13 protein-coding genes are annotated in these 12520 nt (G+C 70.0%); 4 read left to right on the top strand and 9 right to left on the bottom strand.

The genetic code is table 11. The features are described 5' to 3' along the window. Positions 1–8 precede the first annotated feature (8 nt). Positions 9–608: a hypothetical protein gene (locus tag ACFW2Y_RS14195; RefSeq protein WP_384877701.1), complete on the top strand. Its 600-nt coding sequence runs from the start codon at positions 9–11 to the stop codon at positions 606–608. A 6-nt stretch (positions 609–614) separates the two neighbouring features. On the opposite strand, the gene ACFW2Y_RS14190 is transcribed toward ACFW2Y_RS14195, so the two are convergent. From ACFW2Y_RS14190 to ACFW2Y_RS14150, 9 genes are all read right to left on the bottom strand, one after another. Further along, on the bottom strand, positions 615–1268 hold the full coding sequence (locus ACFW2Y_RS14190) for an aspartate/glutamate racemase family protein (protein ID WP_384877698.1): 654 nt from the start codon (positions 1266–1268) through the stop codon (positions 615–617). Between the two features lie 62 nt (positions 1269–1330). Beyond that, on the bottom strand, positions 1331–2680 hold the full coding sequence (locus ACFW2Y_RS14185) for a nucleobase:cation symporter-2 family protein (RefSeq protein ID WP_384877751.1): 1350 nt from the start codon (positions 2678–2680) through the stop codon (positions 1331–1333). Between the two features lie 398 nt (positions 2681–3078). Continuing rightward, positions 3079–4470: an 8-oxoguanine deaminase gene (locus ACFW2Y_RS14180; protein ID WP_384877696.1), complete on the bottom strand. Its 1392-nt coding sequence runs from the start codon at positions 4468–4470 to the stop codon at positions 3079–3081. Positions 4471–4515: 45 nt separating this feature from the next. Then, a complete protein-coding gene (locus tag ACFW2Y_RS14175; protein WP_384877693.1) occupies positions 4516–5934 on the bottom strand; it encodes a nucleobase:cation symporter-2 family protein in 1419 nt (472 codons plus the stop codon). 71 nt (positions 5935–6005) lie between these two features. Further along, positions 6006–6929, bottom strand: coding sequence for a factor-independent urate hydroxylase (gene pucL, locus ACFW2Y_RS14170; RefSeq protein ID WP_384877690.1), 924 nt, complete (start codon positions 6927–6929; stop codon positions 6006–6008). A gap of 5 nt (positions 6930–6934) precedes the next feature. Further along, positions 6935–7324 (bottom strand): hydroxyisourate hydrolase, encoded by a 390-nt coding sequence (gene uraH / locus ACFW2Y_RS14165; protein ID WP_384877687.1) that lies wholly within the window; start codon positions 7322–7324, stop codon positions 6935–6937. Next, positions 7324–7836: a 2-oxo-4-hydroxy-4-carboxy-5-ureidoimidazoline decarboxylase gene (gene uraD / locus ACFW2Y_RS14160; protein ID WP_384877684.1), complete on the bottom strand. Its 513-nt coding sequence runs from the start codon at positions 7834–7836 to the stop codon at positions 7324–7326. Before uraD ends, uraH begins: the two co-directional genes overlap by 1 nt. A 155-nt stretch (positions 7837–7991) precedes the next feature. Then, entirely contained in the window at positions 7992–8330 is a 339-nt protein-coding gene (locus ACFW2Y_RS14155) for a helix-turn-helix domain-containing protein (RefSeq protein ID WP_384877748.1), read from the bottom strand. Positions 8331–8374: 44 nt separating this feature from the next. Then, the gene (locus ACFW2Y_RS14150) at positions 8375–8629 is read right to left on the bottom strand and encodes a hypothetical protein (RefSeq protein ID WP_384877681.1); all 255 of its coding nucleotides are present in this window, start codon (positions 8627–8629) and stop codon (positions 8375–8377) included. A gap of 137 nt (positions 8630–8766) precedes the next feature. Between ACFW2Y_RS14150 and ACFW2Y_RS14145 the strand changes: the two genes are divergently transcribed. From ACFW2Y_RS14145 to ACFW2Y_RS14135, 3 genes are all read left to right on the top strand, one after another. Next, a complete protein-coding gene (locus ACFW2Y_RS14145) occupies positions 8767–9600 on the top strand; it encodes a TIM barrel protein (RefSeq protein WP_384877678.1) in 834 nt (277 codons plus the stop codon). A 44-nt stretch (positions 9601–9644) separates the two neighbouring features. Beyond that, positions 9645–10535 (top strand): 2-hydroxy-3-oxopropionate reductase, encoded by an 891-nt coding sequence (locus tag ACFW2Y_RS14140; RefSeq protein ID WP_384877675.1) that lies wholly within the window; start codon positions 9645–9647, stop codon positions 10533–10535. A 186-nt stretch (positions 10536–10721) separates the two neighbouring features. After that, complete coding sequence (locus ACFW2Y_RS14135; protein ID WP_384877672.1) at positions 10722–12179, top strand: catalase; 1458 nt, start codon at positions 10722–10724, stop codon at positions 12177–12179. Positions 12180–12520: the final 341 nt, after the last annotated feature.

Genomic DNA, 12520 nt, shown 5'->3' with positions numbered 1-12520 from the left:
GAGGATGCGTGACGGACCGTACGACGTATGTGACGCTCACCGGGGTGCGCCGCCGCGGCTGGACCGACGCGATGGTGCGGGAGCTGCTCGGCAGGCCGGACCTCCAGGGACGAGACCCTCGCCGCTGGTCCCCCGCACCCGTGTGCCTCTACCTCTTGGCACGCGTGCAGACGGTGGAGCGGACCCCCGAGTTCGCCGAGACCGCGGCGCTCTGCCGCGGTCCGTCTTCGGTCTCGGTCGGCCGTACCGCGCGACGGCGGGCCGCCGTCCTGGCCGCGGTCCGGGCAGAACCGATCGAGGTGCCCCGACTCCCCCGCCCGGAGCTGGAGCGGCGCGCCGTCCGACACCGACGCCTACTGGGGGCGCGCGAGCCGGGAGGACCACGCGGAGGAAGCACCCCCGTCCCGGCCGGGGCGCTGGTGCGCTGGCAGGTCAGCTATCTGCGCCATGCCCTGTCGCGGTACGAGGCCCTGCTCGACGGCTTGTACGGGGAGACCGGACGGGGGGAGGCCGAAAGGCTGCTGCGGCGGCGGTTGTACGAGGCGATCGCGACTGCCTACCCCTTCCTGGCCCGGGAGTGTCGTCGGCGGATCGAGGTGGAGCGGTGAGGGCGATCAGCCCGCGAGCGCCTGGGCGACGGCGCGGCAGGCCGCCGGTATCGGCGCCACGATCCGCACCCTGCAGCGGCCCCGGAGTTCCTCGGCCGCTTCGCCGAGCGGTCCGCCGCCGATGACGACGGCGCGGGCCCCGTCCCGGTCCGCACAGGCGCGGACCGCCCGTTCGAGCCGGTCGAGCAGCAGGGGCGGATCGGCGGAGAGGCGCTCGGGCGTGCCGGCGGTCAGTCGTAGGCCGGTGTACCGGTCGGCGAGCCCGAGGGCCGTTACCCGTGCATGGATGGCATCGGCCAGGAGCGGGGTCGTGGTGGCGACGCCGAAGGGGGTTCCACCAGCGGCTGCTTCCAGGAGCGCCGCCTCACCCAGGCCGATCACGGGAATGCCGGCCGTTCCCTCCGCCGCCCGCAGGGTTGGGAGGCCCGGGTCGCCGAAGGCGGCGACCAGAAGGGCGGCGCAGGCTCCTTCGGCAGCTGCCCGGAGACCTGCGGCGAGGACTTCGGGGGCGGCGGCCCGCAGCGCCTCCGGGTCGGTGAGCATGCGCGGCCCCCGGGAGACGGTCACGCCCCGAACGGGAAGCGCTGCCCCCAGGCTTCGCCGGGCGATGGCGGTCATCGTCGCGGTGGTGGCGGTGGAGGTGTTGGGGTTGATCAGCACCAGCACCCCGGGCGCCGCGGTGTGCGCGGGGCCCGGGGCAGGAGGAGGAAGGAGGAGCGGGTTCAGTGGACGTGCGCCGCCTTCGTGGTGCGGGTTTCGGAGATCTCCTCGCCGGGCTCCATGGGCGCGGTGACGTCGTCGTCGTCGCGGCCCCGCCCCAGGTGGTTGAAGACCACGTTGAGCAGGACGGCGGCGACACAGCCGGTGGAGATGCCGGAGTCCAGGATGATCTGCGCGGTCTCCGGGAAGGCGTGGTAGAACTCCGGCTTGGTGATCGGAATGATGCCGACGGCCAGGGAAACGGCCACGATCAGCACGTTGTTGTCCTTCTCCAGGCCGGCCTTGACCAGGGTCTGGATGCCGCTGGCGGCGACCGAACCGAAGAGAACGACGCCCGCGCCGCCGAGAACCGGTCGGGGAACGACCGAGATGAGCGAGGCGGCGACCGGCGACAGGCCCATGAGGAGCAGGAAGCCGCCGCCGCAGGCGACCACGAAGCGGCTGCGGATCCTCGTCATGGCGACCAGGCCGATGTTCTGGGCGAAGGCACTGCACATGAAGCCGTTGAAGAGCGGGCTGAGCGCGGAGCCGAGGGTGTCGGCACGCAGCCCGGCGGCGATGGTCTTCTCGTCCGCGGGCCGCTCGACGATCTCGCCGAGCGCCAGCATGTCGGCGGTCGACTCCGTCATGGAGACCAGCATGACGACGCACATGGAGAGGATCGCGGCGAGGGCGAACTGCGGGGCCCCGAAGTGGAAGGGCGAGGGGAAGCCGACGACGTCGGCCTCGGTCACCGGGGTGAAGTCGGTGACTCCGAACGGTATGGAGATCAGCGTGCCGATGACGAGGCCGACCAGGACGGCCACCTGCTTCAGGAAGCCCCGGGTGAAGCGGCGCAGCAACAGGACCACGACGAGCGTGACGGCGGCGAGCGAGAGGTACGTGGTCGAACCGTAGTCCTCGGCGGCCGGGTTGGGCCCCTGGGCCCAACCGAACGCAACCGGGAGGAGGGAGACGCCGATGAGGGTGATCACCGTGCCGGTGACCACCGGCGGGAAGAACCTCACGAGGCGGGAGAAGAAGGGGGCGGCGGCGAAGCCGAGGAGTCCGGCGACGATGATCGCGCCGAAGATCACGGGAAGCGCATCGGCCTTGTTCTCGGTGGTGTCGACGATCGCGAGCATCGGCGCGACGCCTGCGAAGGTGACGCCGTTCACGAACGGCAGCCGGGCTCCGATCTTCCAGATGCCGAGCGTCTGCAGGAAGGTGGCGAGGCCGGCGGTGAAGAGGCTGGCGCCGGTGAGGAAGGTGAGTTCGGTCCCGGAGAGGCCGACGGCCGCTCCGACGATCAGGGGCGGGGCGACGACGCCCGCGTACATGGCGGCCACGTGTTGGAGGCCGCTGGTGAGCATCTTCAGTGGGGGCAGCGTCTCGTCGACCGGATGCTTCTCGCGGTCGTCGGGAGCGGAGCCTGCGTCTTGTGCATTGCGAACCTGGGGCTTGGCGGCCACGGCGGTTCCTCCGGTCGGTTACACGTCGGCGGTGACGCGGGGTTCAGGGAGGTGGTGCGATGCGGTGCGGGGTGCAGGAGGTGCGGCTCGTTGCGGCGTGCGGGGTGGTGCGGTGCGGCCGAGGAGGGGTGCCGCGCGGGGACGGGTCACCCGTGTGGGGGGGGGCGGGCGTCACCGTCCCGGGGGGTGCCGTTCGCCTTTCTGCGTACGCCACCCCCCGGTCGGGCTGCCGCGAACCCCGCTCGGGTCCGCGGCGACCGACCGAGGGCCGTCCCCCTCGGTCGGACTCCGTGGGGAGGTCAGCCCTGGGCCGTGATCCGGGCCAGGCGCTGCGCCTCCGCGCGCGCGTCGCGCGCGATCTGCTCCTCGTCGGCGAAGAGCAGTCGGTTGTTCTCGACGATCTGCTTGCCGTTGACGAAGGACGCGGTGACCGGGGCCGCCGCGCCGAAGACGACGGCGGTGACCGGGTCGGCGATCGAGGAGTGGCCGAGGCCGTCGATCTTCCAGAGGACGAAGTCGGCGAGCTTGCCGGCTTCGAGCGAGCCGATGTTGTCGGCGCGACCGAGGACCTGGGCGCCGCCGTAGGTGCCCAGGCGCAGGGCCTGGCGGGCGTTGAGCGCGGCTTCCCGGTGCGCGCCGAGGCGGTTGATGAGGAGCGCGTTGCGCAGCTCGGTGTGGAGCTCGCCGGACTCGTTGGAGGCGGTGCCGTCGACGCCGAGGCCGACGGGTACGCCCGCCTTGAGCATGTCCGGTACGCGGGCGATGCCGGCGGCGAGGCGCGCGTTGGAGGACGGGCAGTGGGCAACACCGGTCTTGGTCCGGGCGAAGGCGGCGATGTCGGAGTCGTTCATGTGGACGCAGTGGGCCATCCACACGTCCTCGCCGAGGAATCCGGTGGACTCGAAGTAGTCCGTCGGTCCCATGCCGAAGAGCTCGTGGCAGAACTTCTCCTCCTCCACGGTCTCCGAGCCGTGGGTGTGCATGCGTACGCCGAGGCGACGCCCGAGCGCGGCACCCTCGCGGAGCAGGTCGGTGGAGATGGAGAAGGGGGAGCAAGGGGCGACGGCGACCTGGGTCATCGCGTCGAAGGAGGCGTCGTGGTGCTTGCGCACCGTCTCCTCGGTGGCGGCGAGCGCGCCCTCGGTGGTCTCGACGGCGAAGTCCGGCGGCAGACCGCCGTCCTTCTCGCTGCGGTCCATGGAGCCGCGGGCGAGGGTGAAGCGGACGCCCATGTCGGCGGCGGCACCGATGATGGCGCCGGAGAGGTCTCCGGAGCCCTGCGGGTAGACGTAGTGGTGGTCCATGGCCGTGGTGACACCGCCGCGGGCCATCATCGCCAGGGAGCCCTGCGCGGCGACGCGCACCATCGACTCGTCGATCCGCGACCACGTCGGGTAGAGCGCGACCAGCCAGTTGAAGAGGTTGTGGTCGGTGGCCAGGCCCCGGGTGATCCACTGGTAGAAGTGGTGGTGGGTGTTGACCAGACCGGGTGTGATCAGGTGACCGGTGGCGTCGATGCGGCGGACCACGTTCTCCAGGCCCTCGGGGGCCCTTCCGGATCCCATGGACTCGATCTTGTTGCCGGCGATGACGAGGTACCCGGAGGCGTACTCGGTGTCCTGGGCGTCGACGGTGGCGATCGCCGCGTTCTCGATGACGATCCGCTGGGGGGCTGCCGAAGGTGCTGCCATGGCGGTGGTTCCTTCATTCCTCGGTGGTGTGGGCACGGCAGGACCCTAGGAGGATTTGAGTGCCGGAGCCGGTTGGCGGCTCCGGGTGCCGAGATGGTGGAAGAACAGGTTGAGCAGGACCGCGACGAGCGCGCCCGCGCTGATACCGGAGCCGAGCACCGTCTGGGCCCAGACCGGGAAACCGGCGTAGAAGGTGGGCGTGGCCAGGGGGACGATGCCCGCCCCGAGCGCGACGGCCACCAGGATGATGTTGGAGCTGTCGTCGAGTCCCGCCTCGGAGAGGGTGCGGATGCCGCTGACCGCGATCGAGCCGAAGAGGACGATGCCGGCGCCGCCGAGGACGGGCATCGGGACCAGCGAGACGACCGCGCCGAGGACGGGGAAGGCGCCGAGGACCAACAGGACGCCGCCGGCGACAGCGACCACGTACCGGGAGCGGACCCGGGTCAGCGAGACGACACCGACGTTCTGGGCGAAGGCGGAGGTGGGGAAGCCGCCGAAGACCGGGCCGAGCAGGGTCGCGATGCCGTCGGTGCGCAGGCCCCGGGTGATGGTCTTCCCGTCGCTGCGGCGCTCGCAGATCTCCCCGAGGGCGAGCATGCCGGCGCTGGACTCGGTCATGAGGACGAGCATGACGATGCACAGGGAGAGGATCGCGGCCGGCTGGAACTCGGGGGCCCCGAAGGCGAAGGGGGCGGGCAGCGCTACGACGGGCGCTTGGCGCAGGGCGGTGAAGTCGGCCATGCCGAAGGGAACCGCGGCGAGGGTGCCGACGAAGAGGCCGAGCAGCAGGGCGACCTGTCGGACGAAGCCGGTACCGAAGCGCTGGAAGAGCAGGATGACGACGAGGGTGAAGCCGGCGAGGGCCAGGTACCGCATGGAGCCGAAGTCGGCGGCGGTACGGTCACCGCCCTGGGCCCAACCGACGGGCACGGGCATCAGGGTGACCCCGATGAGGGTGATCACGACACCGGTGACCAGGGGCGGGAAGAAGCGCAGGAGCCTGCCGAAGAAGGGACCGACCGCGAGGCAGAAGACTCCGGCGACCATCACCGCGCCGTAGATCGCGGGGAGTTGGTGACCCGGGGCGCTGGTTTCGGCGATGGCGAGCATCGGGGCGATGCCCGCGGACGAGGCGGCGTTGACGAACGGGAGCCGGTTGCCGGCGAAGCGCCCCATGCCGAGGGTCTGCAGGATGGTCGCGCAGCCGGCGACGAGCAGGCTGGCCGCGATGAGCCGGGTCATTCCGGCGGCGTCCAGGCCGACCGCCTGGCCGATGATCAGCGGAGGGGTGACGACGCCCGCGTACATGGCGGCGATGTGCTGGAGTGCCGCGGGGACGAGCCGCGATGCGGGGAGCCTCTCGTCCACCGGATGGCACTCGGTCGGGGCCGAGGCGGGGGTGGACGGAGGGGTGGAGCACGGGCCTCCGGCGGATGCCGGCCCCGGTGCGGGCTGTGCCATGGTGGTTCCCTCCGGTCCGGTACCGGCCCCGCCCGACTTCGGGCGGGCGGGGCCGTTCACGCGGATGCCGCTTAGAGGTTGGTCATGTCGACCGGGATCAGCGCCGTGGCTCCGTCGCGGAGGACGGTGGCCTCGATGAGGCCGTACATGCGGTCGGCGGCGTAGTAGACCTCGTTGTCGTTCTTCAGGCCGAAGGGCTCGAGGTCGACCAGGAAGTGGTGCTTGTTCGGGAGCGAGAAGCGGACTTCGTCGATCTCCGAGCGGTGGTTGATGATGCGCGTGGCCATCTGGTAGAGCGTCTGCTGGAGGGAGTACGAGTACGTCTCCGCGAAGGCTTCGAGCATGTGCTTCTTGGTCTGCTCGTAGGACCGCTCCCAGTGGGGCATGCGCTGCTCGTCGTCGGTCCAGTTGAACCGCCAGCGGCCGGACACCTGGGTGGCGAGGATCCGGTCGTACGCCTCCTGGAGGGTGGTGTACTGGTCCTTGATGTAGCCCCAGAACTCCGAGTTGGTGGAGTTCATGACGACGAGGTCCTTGAGGCCGGAGATGACCTCCCACTTCTCGCCGTCGTAGGTGATCTGGGTGACGCGGGTCTCCTGGCCCTTGCGGGCGAAGGAGTGGTTGACCTCGTCGGCGCCGATGAACTTGGAGTTGGCGTCGGAGGAGGCGATGCGCTCCCAGGTGTACTCCTCGATCCGGATCCGCGCCTGCTTGATCGGCTCCTGGCTCGTCACGAAGTGGCGGGCGAGGTGGATGCCGAACTGCTCGGCGGACTCGATGCCGTGCTCCTTGGCGAACGCGAAGACGGTGTTCTTCGTCGTGTCGGTGGGGAGGCAGTGGGCGTTGGAGCCGGTGAGGTGTACGTCGTCGAGGTCACCGGAGAGGGCGACGGAGACGTTCAGGTCCTTGATGTGGTGGGTGGCGCCATCCCGCGTGATCTTGACGACGCGGTTCTCTGCTTTGCCGTACTGGTTCTGGCCGAGAATCGTGGGCATGTCTGCTAGCTCCCTCGGTAAACGGAGTAGCCGAACGGGTTGAGCAGCAGCGGTACGTGGTAGTGCTCACCCGGCTTGACGGCGAACGTGATCGCCACCTCCGGGAAGAACGCACCGCTGTCCCTTACGCGGGGGGCGTCCTGCTGCGCCTCGGCTTGCTTCTTGGCGAAGTACGCCTCGGTCTCGAAGTCGAGACGTACGTGGGTGGTTTCCTCCGGCAGCGCCGGCAGGTCCTTGCAACGCCCGTCCGCGTCGGTGGCGGAGCCGCCGAGCGCGACCCACTCCGCGTCGGAGCCGCTGCGGGCCGCGAGCGTGATGGCCACGCCCTCGGCGGGGCGGCCGATGCTGGTGTCCAGGATGTGGGTGGACACCGAAGCCGTGGTGTCGGTGCTCATCAGGAGCTCTCTTCCTCTACGAGACGGGTCAGCCGAATGCGGTTGATCTTGCCCAGTTCGGTGCGGACGATCTCCCGCTCCTTCTCGGGCGGGTTGTCGATCCGCTCACGGACCGCGTCGCGCATCTGCTCGCCGGTCCGGCCGGTGGCGCAGATGAGGAAGACATGACCGAACTTCTCCTGGTAGGCCAGGTTGAGTTCGAGCATGTCGGCCTTGAGCTCCGCGGAGGCACCGGCCATCCCGCTCTGCTCGCGGGAAGAGGTCGGATCCCCGGCCTTCGGACGACCGATCGGCGGGTGCCCCGCCATCGCCTCGGCCAGGTCTTCTGCGGTCAGCTCGGCCATGGCGGCGTCGCTGGCGAGGAAGAGGGCTTCGACGGTGGCGTACGGGCGCTGGGCGAGCAGCCTGCTCCCCCACGCCGAACTGGAACACACCTCGTGGAGCGCGGCGACGGCCTCGCTGTCCGAGGAGGTGTTGAACCGGGTGAGGCCCGGTGTCGTACCTGAAGTCACGGGAAGCCTCCGTGGCTGTTTTTCGCTGTGCGTCGGACGGGCTGCGGATAGCTAACGCCCTCCACAACACGACGTCAACACTTTGTTGAAAAGTCGGCCACACAAAAGCCGTCGTCTCGACATCCGGACGACGACTTAGGGTTCCGCATGATCAACTACTCGCCCTTGGCGGCCTTTTCCCTGCTCAGAGCGGTCTCCCGGTTCAAGTAGTTGTACACGGTGAAGCGACTGACGCCGAGCGCGCCCGCCACCGTCTCCACCCCGTGACGCACGGAGAAGGCACCGCGGGCCTCGAGGATCCGAACGACCTCCTGCTTCGACTTGCGGTCCAGTTCGGCCAGCGGCATCCCGTGCCGCCGCTCCATCGCCGCGAGAATGCGGTCCAGCGAGTCGGAGAGCTGCGGCAGCCGCACGGCGAGCACCTCCTCCCCCTCCCAGGACAGGACGATGTCGTCGCCTTCCGCCTGCGCGGGACCGAGCAGCTCGGCGCCCATGGCGTCGACCAGCGGCTTCACCGCCGCAACCAGGGGATGCTCGCTCACTTGCCCTCCTCCCCGATGACGTTCACCTGGAGCGAGACGCGCGTGGCGCCGGCGGCGAGCGACTTGCGCAGCAGCGCATCGACCGCGGTGAGCACCGCATCGGCGCCCCCCTCCGCCGTATTCCCGAAGGGACCGACGTCGACCGCGTCCAGTTCGGCCGACTGGATGACCTCACGGGCCACGACCGCGTGCGCCGGCGCCTCGTCGAGGTCGAACGGCTCGGTCGTGAACTCCACTCTCAAACGCTCCATGACCCCACGCTAAGGCCCCGTTCGGCCGGGCGGGAGCCCCGGACCTGCGGGGACCCCTTGACAAGCACGGCAACCGCCTTGCAACATTCCGTCAGACAGAAACTTACTTCCGCAATACGGAAGGAGCGCCGCCCCTCATGGGATTCTCGGACCAGCGCTTCGATGTGAACCTGTCGATCCTCTTCACGGAACTCCCGCTCCTGGAGCGCCCCGCGGCCGCCGCCGCGGCGGGCTTCACCGCGGTCGAGCTGTGGTGGCCCTGGATCGACACCGCCACCCCCGAGCAGAGCGAGCTCGATGCCCTCAAGAAGGCCCTTGAGGACGCCGGCACCCAGCTGGTGGGACTGAACTTCTACGCCGGACAGCTCCCCGGCCCGGACCGCGGAGCCCTCTCCGTGCCCGGGGACGAGTCGGACCGCTTCCGCGCCAACATCGAGGTGGCCGCCGACTTCGCCGCCTCGGTCGGCTGCAAAGCGCTCAACGCGCTCTACGGCAACCGCGTCGAGGGCGCGGATCCGCAGGTCCAGGACGCCCTCGCGCTGGAGAACCTGGTCCTGGCCGCCCGCGCGGCGGACCGAATCGGTGCGATCCTCCTCGTCGAGACCCTCAACGAGCCGGAGTCGCCGCTCTACCCGCTGGTGAGCGCCCCCTCCGCGATCGAGGTCGTCGACAAGGTGAACGCGGCCACCGGACTCGGCAACGCCAGGTTCCTCCTGGACGTCTACCACCTGGCCATGAACGGCGAGGACGTCTCCCGGGTCATCGCGCAGTACGCCGACAAGACCGGCCACGTCCAGATCGCCGACAAGCCCGGCCGCGGCGCACCCGGCACCGGTGAGCTCCCCCTCGAACAGCTCCTCGACGAGCTGAAGGAGGCGGGCTACGACGGCTGGGTCGGCCTGGAGTACAAGGCCGCCGACGCCGCGGCTTCCTTCGAGTGGCTGCCCGCCGAGGCCCGCCCGGCCCGCTGACGCAGGACTCCTCCCCGTACCACCTTGTTTTGAGAGGCACCCTCATGAGCAACCTCCCCAAGATCGCTTGGATCGGCCTCGGCATCATGGGCTCCCCCATGTCCGAGAACCTCCTGAAGGCCGGCTACCCGGTCACCGGCTTCACGCTGGAGCAGGACAAGCTGGACCGGCTGGCCGCGGCCGGCGGCACCGCCGCGGGCTCGATCGCCGAGGCGGTCAAGGACGCCGACGTCGTCATCACGATGGTGCCCGCCTCCCCGCAGGTCGAGGCCATCTCCTACGGCCCCGAGGGCATCCTGGAGAACGCCAAGCCGGGTGCACTGGTCATCGACATGTCGTCGATCACCCCGCAGACCTCGGTCGACCTCGCCAAGAACGCCGCCGCGAAGGGCATCCGCGTCATCGACGCCCCCGTCTCCGGCGGCGAGGCCGGCGCCATCGAGGCCGTGCTCTCCATCATGGTCGGCGGCGAGCAGGCCGACTTCGACCAGGCCCTCCCGATCCTGGAGGCCCTCGGCAAGACCATCGTGCTGTGCGGTCCGCACGGCTCCGGCCAGACGGTGAAGGCCGCCAACCAGCTGATCGTCGCGGTCAACATCCAGGCCTGCGCCGAGGCAGTGGTCTTCCTGGAGAAGTCCGGCGTGGACCTCGCCGCGGCCCTCGACGTCCTCAACGGCGGCCTGGCCGGCTCGACCGTCCTGACCCGCAAGAAGGACAACTTCCTGAACCGGGACTTCAAGCCCGGCTTCCGGATCGACCTGCACCACAAGGACATGGGCATCGTCACCGACGCCGCCCGCAACGTCGGCGCCGCCCTCCCCGTCGGCGCGGTCGTCGCCCAGCTCGTCGCCTCGCTGCGCGCACAGGGCGACGGCGGCCTCGACCACTCGGCCCTGCTGCGCGCCGTCGAGCGCCTCTCCGGCCAGCAGGTCTGACCCCGCACCCCTTCGAGGGGTCCCAGATTTCCGGTCGGCGTCGGCGCTGACAACCTGTCCTGTCGCGCCCAGGCGCCGCCGCCGGCCGGAACACCACACTTCATTTTCAACAAACTGTTGACGTCCTGATCAGGGCCTCCTTAGGCTCCTCGGACCGTCAGCAGAGCTCCCGTACGGAAGGTCACCATGTCGAAGCGCGTGCTTACGACCGAGTCCGGCGCCCCCGTCGCCGACAACCAGAACTCCGCCACCGCCGGCGTCGGTGGCCCTCTCCTCCTCCAGGACCAGCACCTGCTGGAGAAGCTCGCGCGCTTCAACCGTGAGCGGATCCCGGAGCGCGTGGTGCACGCCCGCGGCTCCGGCGCGTACGGCTACTTCGAGGTCACCGACGACGTCACCGGCTTCACCAAGGCCGCGTTCCTCTCCGAGGTCGGCAAGAAGACCGAGACCTTCATCCGCTTCTCCACCGTGGCCGACTCGCTCGGCGGCGCGGACGCGGTCCGCGACCCCCGCGGCTTCGCCCTGAAGTTCTACACCGAAGAGGGCAACTACGACCTCGTCGGCAACAACACCCCGGTGTTCTTCATCAAGGACCCGATCAAGTTCCCCGACTTCATCCACTCGCAGAAGCGCGACCCCTTCACCGGCAAGCAGGAGCCGGACAACGTCTGGGACTTCTGGGCGCACGCCCCGGAGGCCACCCACCAGATCACCTGGCTCATGGGCGACCGCGGCATCCCGGCCTCCTACCGCCACATGAACGGCTACGGCTCGCACACCTACCAGTGGACCAACGAGGCGGGCGAGGCCTTCTTCGTCAAGTACCACTTCAAGACGAACCAGGGCATCCGCTCCCTCTCCGCCGAGCAGGCCGCCGAGCTCGTCGGCAAGGACGCCAACTCGCACCAGACCGACCTGCTCCAGGCCATCGAGCGCGGCGTGAACCCGAGCTGGACCCTGTACGTGCAGGTCATGCCGGCCGCCGAGGCCGCGGACTACCGCTTCAACCCGTTCGACCTCACCAAGGTGTGGCCGCACGGCGACTACCCGCTGCAGCGGGTCGGCCGCCTGGTCCTCGACCGCAACCCGGACAACGTCTTCGCCGAGGTCGAGCAGGCCGCCTTCTCCCCGAACAACTTCGTTCCGGGCATCGGCCCGTCGCCGGACAAGATGCTCCAGGGCCGTCTCTTCGCCTACGCGGACGCCCACCGCTACCGCCTCGGCGTGAACCACACCCAGCTCCCGGTGAACGCCCCCAAGGCGACCGCGGCCGACAACTACGGCCGCGACGGCTTCATGGCCACCCGCAACGGCTCGCGCCACGACAAGAACTACGAGCCCAACTCGCACCAGGGCCCGGCCCAGACCGATGCCGCGCTCTCCGCGCCGCTCGCGATCCACGGCTGGACCGGCACCCACGCGGCGCCGCAGCACGCCAAGGACGACGACTTCTTCCAGGCCGGCGAGCTCTACCGCCTGATGTCCGAGGACGAGAAGCGCCGTCTGGTCGCCAACATCGCCGGCGGCCTGTCCCAGGTGTCCCGCGAGGACGTCATCGAGAAGAACCTCGCCCACTTCGCCGCCGCCGACGCGGACTACGGCAAGCGGGTGGCAGAGGCGGTCCGCGCCCTGCGCGAGGACTGATCACAGAGCAACACCCAGGCTGCGTACGACGCATGACGGGAGGTCAGTGTCGTACGCGGTCCGGATCACCGGCCCGGATGAGGGGTGGTCGGCGAACCGGACAAGCGTGAGGACCGCGGCGGCACCGAGCCAGTGCGGTGGTCAGGGCGCCGGCTCCCCTTCTTGACCTGAAGGAAGGGGAAGGCCGCTCCGCCCGTCGGCACCGCCGCGGTCCCAACGCCCCCCGCGAGGGGTTCCCGAGTACTCCGTCCGGCGGCGCGAACGTCCTGTCGCGCCAGCCTCGTGCCGTCGGACGGTCACCAGACGGGAGGGCGCGGAACCAGGTTTACGGTCCCTGGTTC

It is taken from the genome of Streptomyces sp. NPDC058877 (assembly GCF_042742855.1).
Classification (GTDB): Bacteria; Actinomycetota; Actinomycetes; order Streptomycetales; family Streptomycetaceae; genus Streptomyces.
This window is presented reverse-complemented; position numbering and strand designations above follow the sequence as displayed.

What these genes read in the sequence shown, in the direction of transcription:
- ACFW2Y_RS14180 (WP_384877696.1), bottom strand. Translation starts at nt 4,470, where the DNA reads ATGGCAGCACCTTCGGCAGCCCCCCAGCGGATCGTCATCGAGAACGCG.
- ACFW2Y_RS14145 (WP_384877678.1), top strand. Translation starts at nt 8,767, where the DNA reads ATGGGATTCTCGGACCAGCGCTTCGATGTGAACCTGTCGATCCTCTTC.
- ACFW2Y_RS14155 (WP_384877748.1), bottom strand. Translation starts at nt 8,330, where the DNA reads ATGGGCGCCGAGCTGCTCGGTCCCGCGCAGGCGGAAGGCGACGACATC.
- ACFW2Y_RS14175 (WP_384877693.1), bottom strand. Translation starts at nt 5,934, where the DNA reads ATGGCACAGCCCGCACCGGGGCCGGCATCCGCCGGAGGCCCGTGCTCC.
- uraH (WP_384877687.1), bottom strand. Translation starts at nt 7,324, where the DNA reads ATGAGCACCGACACCACGGCTTCGGTGTCCACCCACATCCTGGACACC.
- ACFW2Y_RS14135 (WP_384877672.1), top strand. Translation starts at nt 10,722, where the DNA reads ATGTCGAAGCGCGTGCTTACGACCGAGTCCGGCGCCCCCGTCGCCGAC.
- ACFW2Y_RS14140 (WP_384877675.1), top strand. Translation starts at nt 9,645, where the DNA reads ATGAGCAACCTCCCCAAGATCGCTTGGATCGGCCTCGGCATCATGGGC.
- pucL (WP_384877690.1), bottom strand. Translation starts at nt 6,929, where the DNA reads ATGCCCACGATTCTCGGCCAGAACCAGTACGGCAAAGCAGAGAACCGC.
- ACFW2Y_RS14185 (WP_384877751.1), bottom strand. Translation starts at nt 2,680, where the DNA reads ATGCTCACCAGCGGCCTCCAACACGTGGCCGCCATGTACGCGGGCGTC.
- ACFW2Y_RS14150 (WP_384877681.1), bottom strand. Translation starts at nt 8,629, where the DNA reads ATGGAGCGTTTGAGAGTGGAGTTCACGACCGAGCCGTTCGACCTCGAC.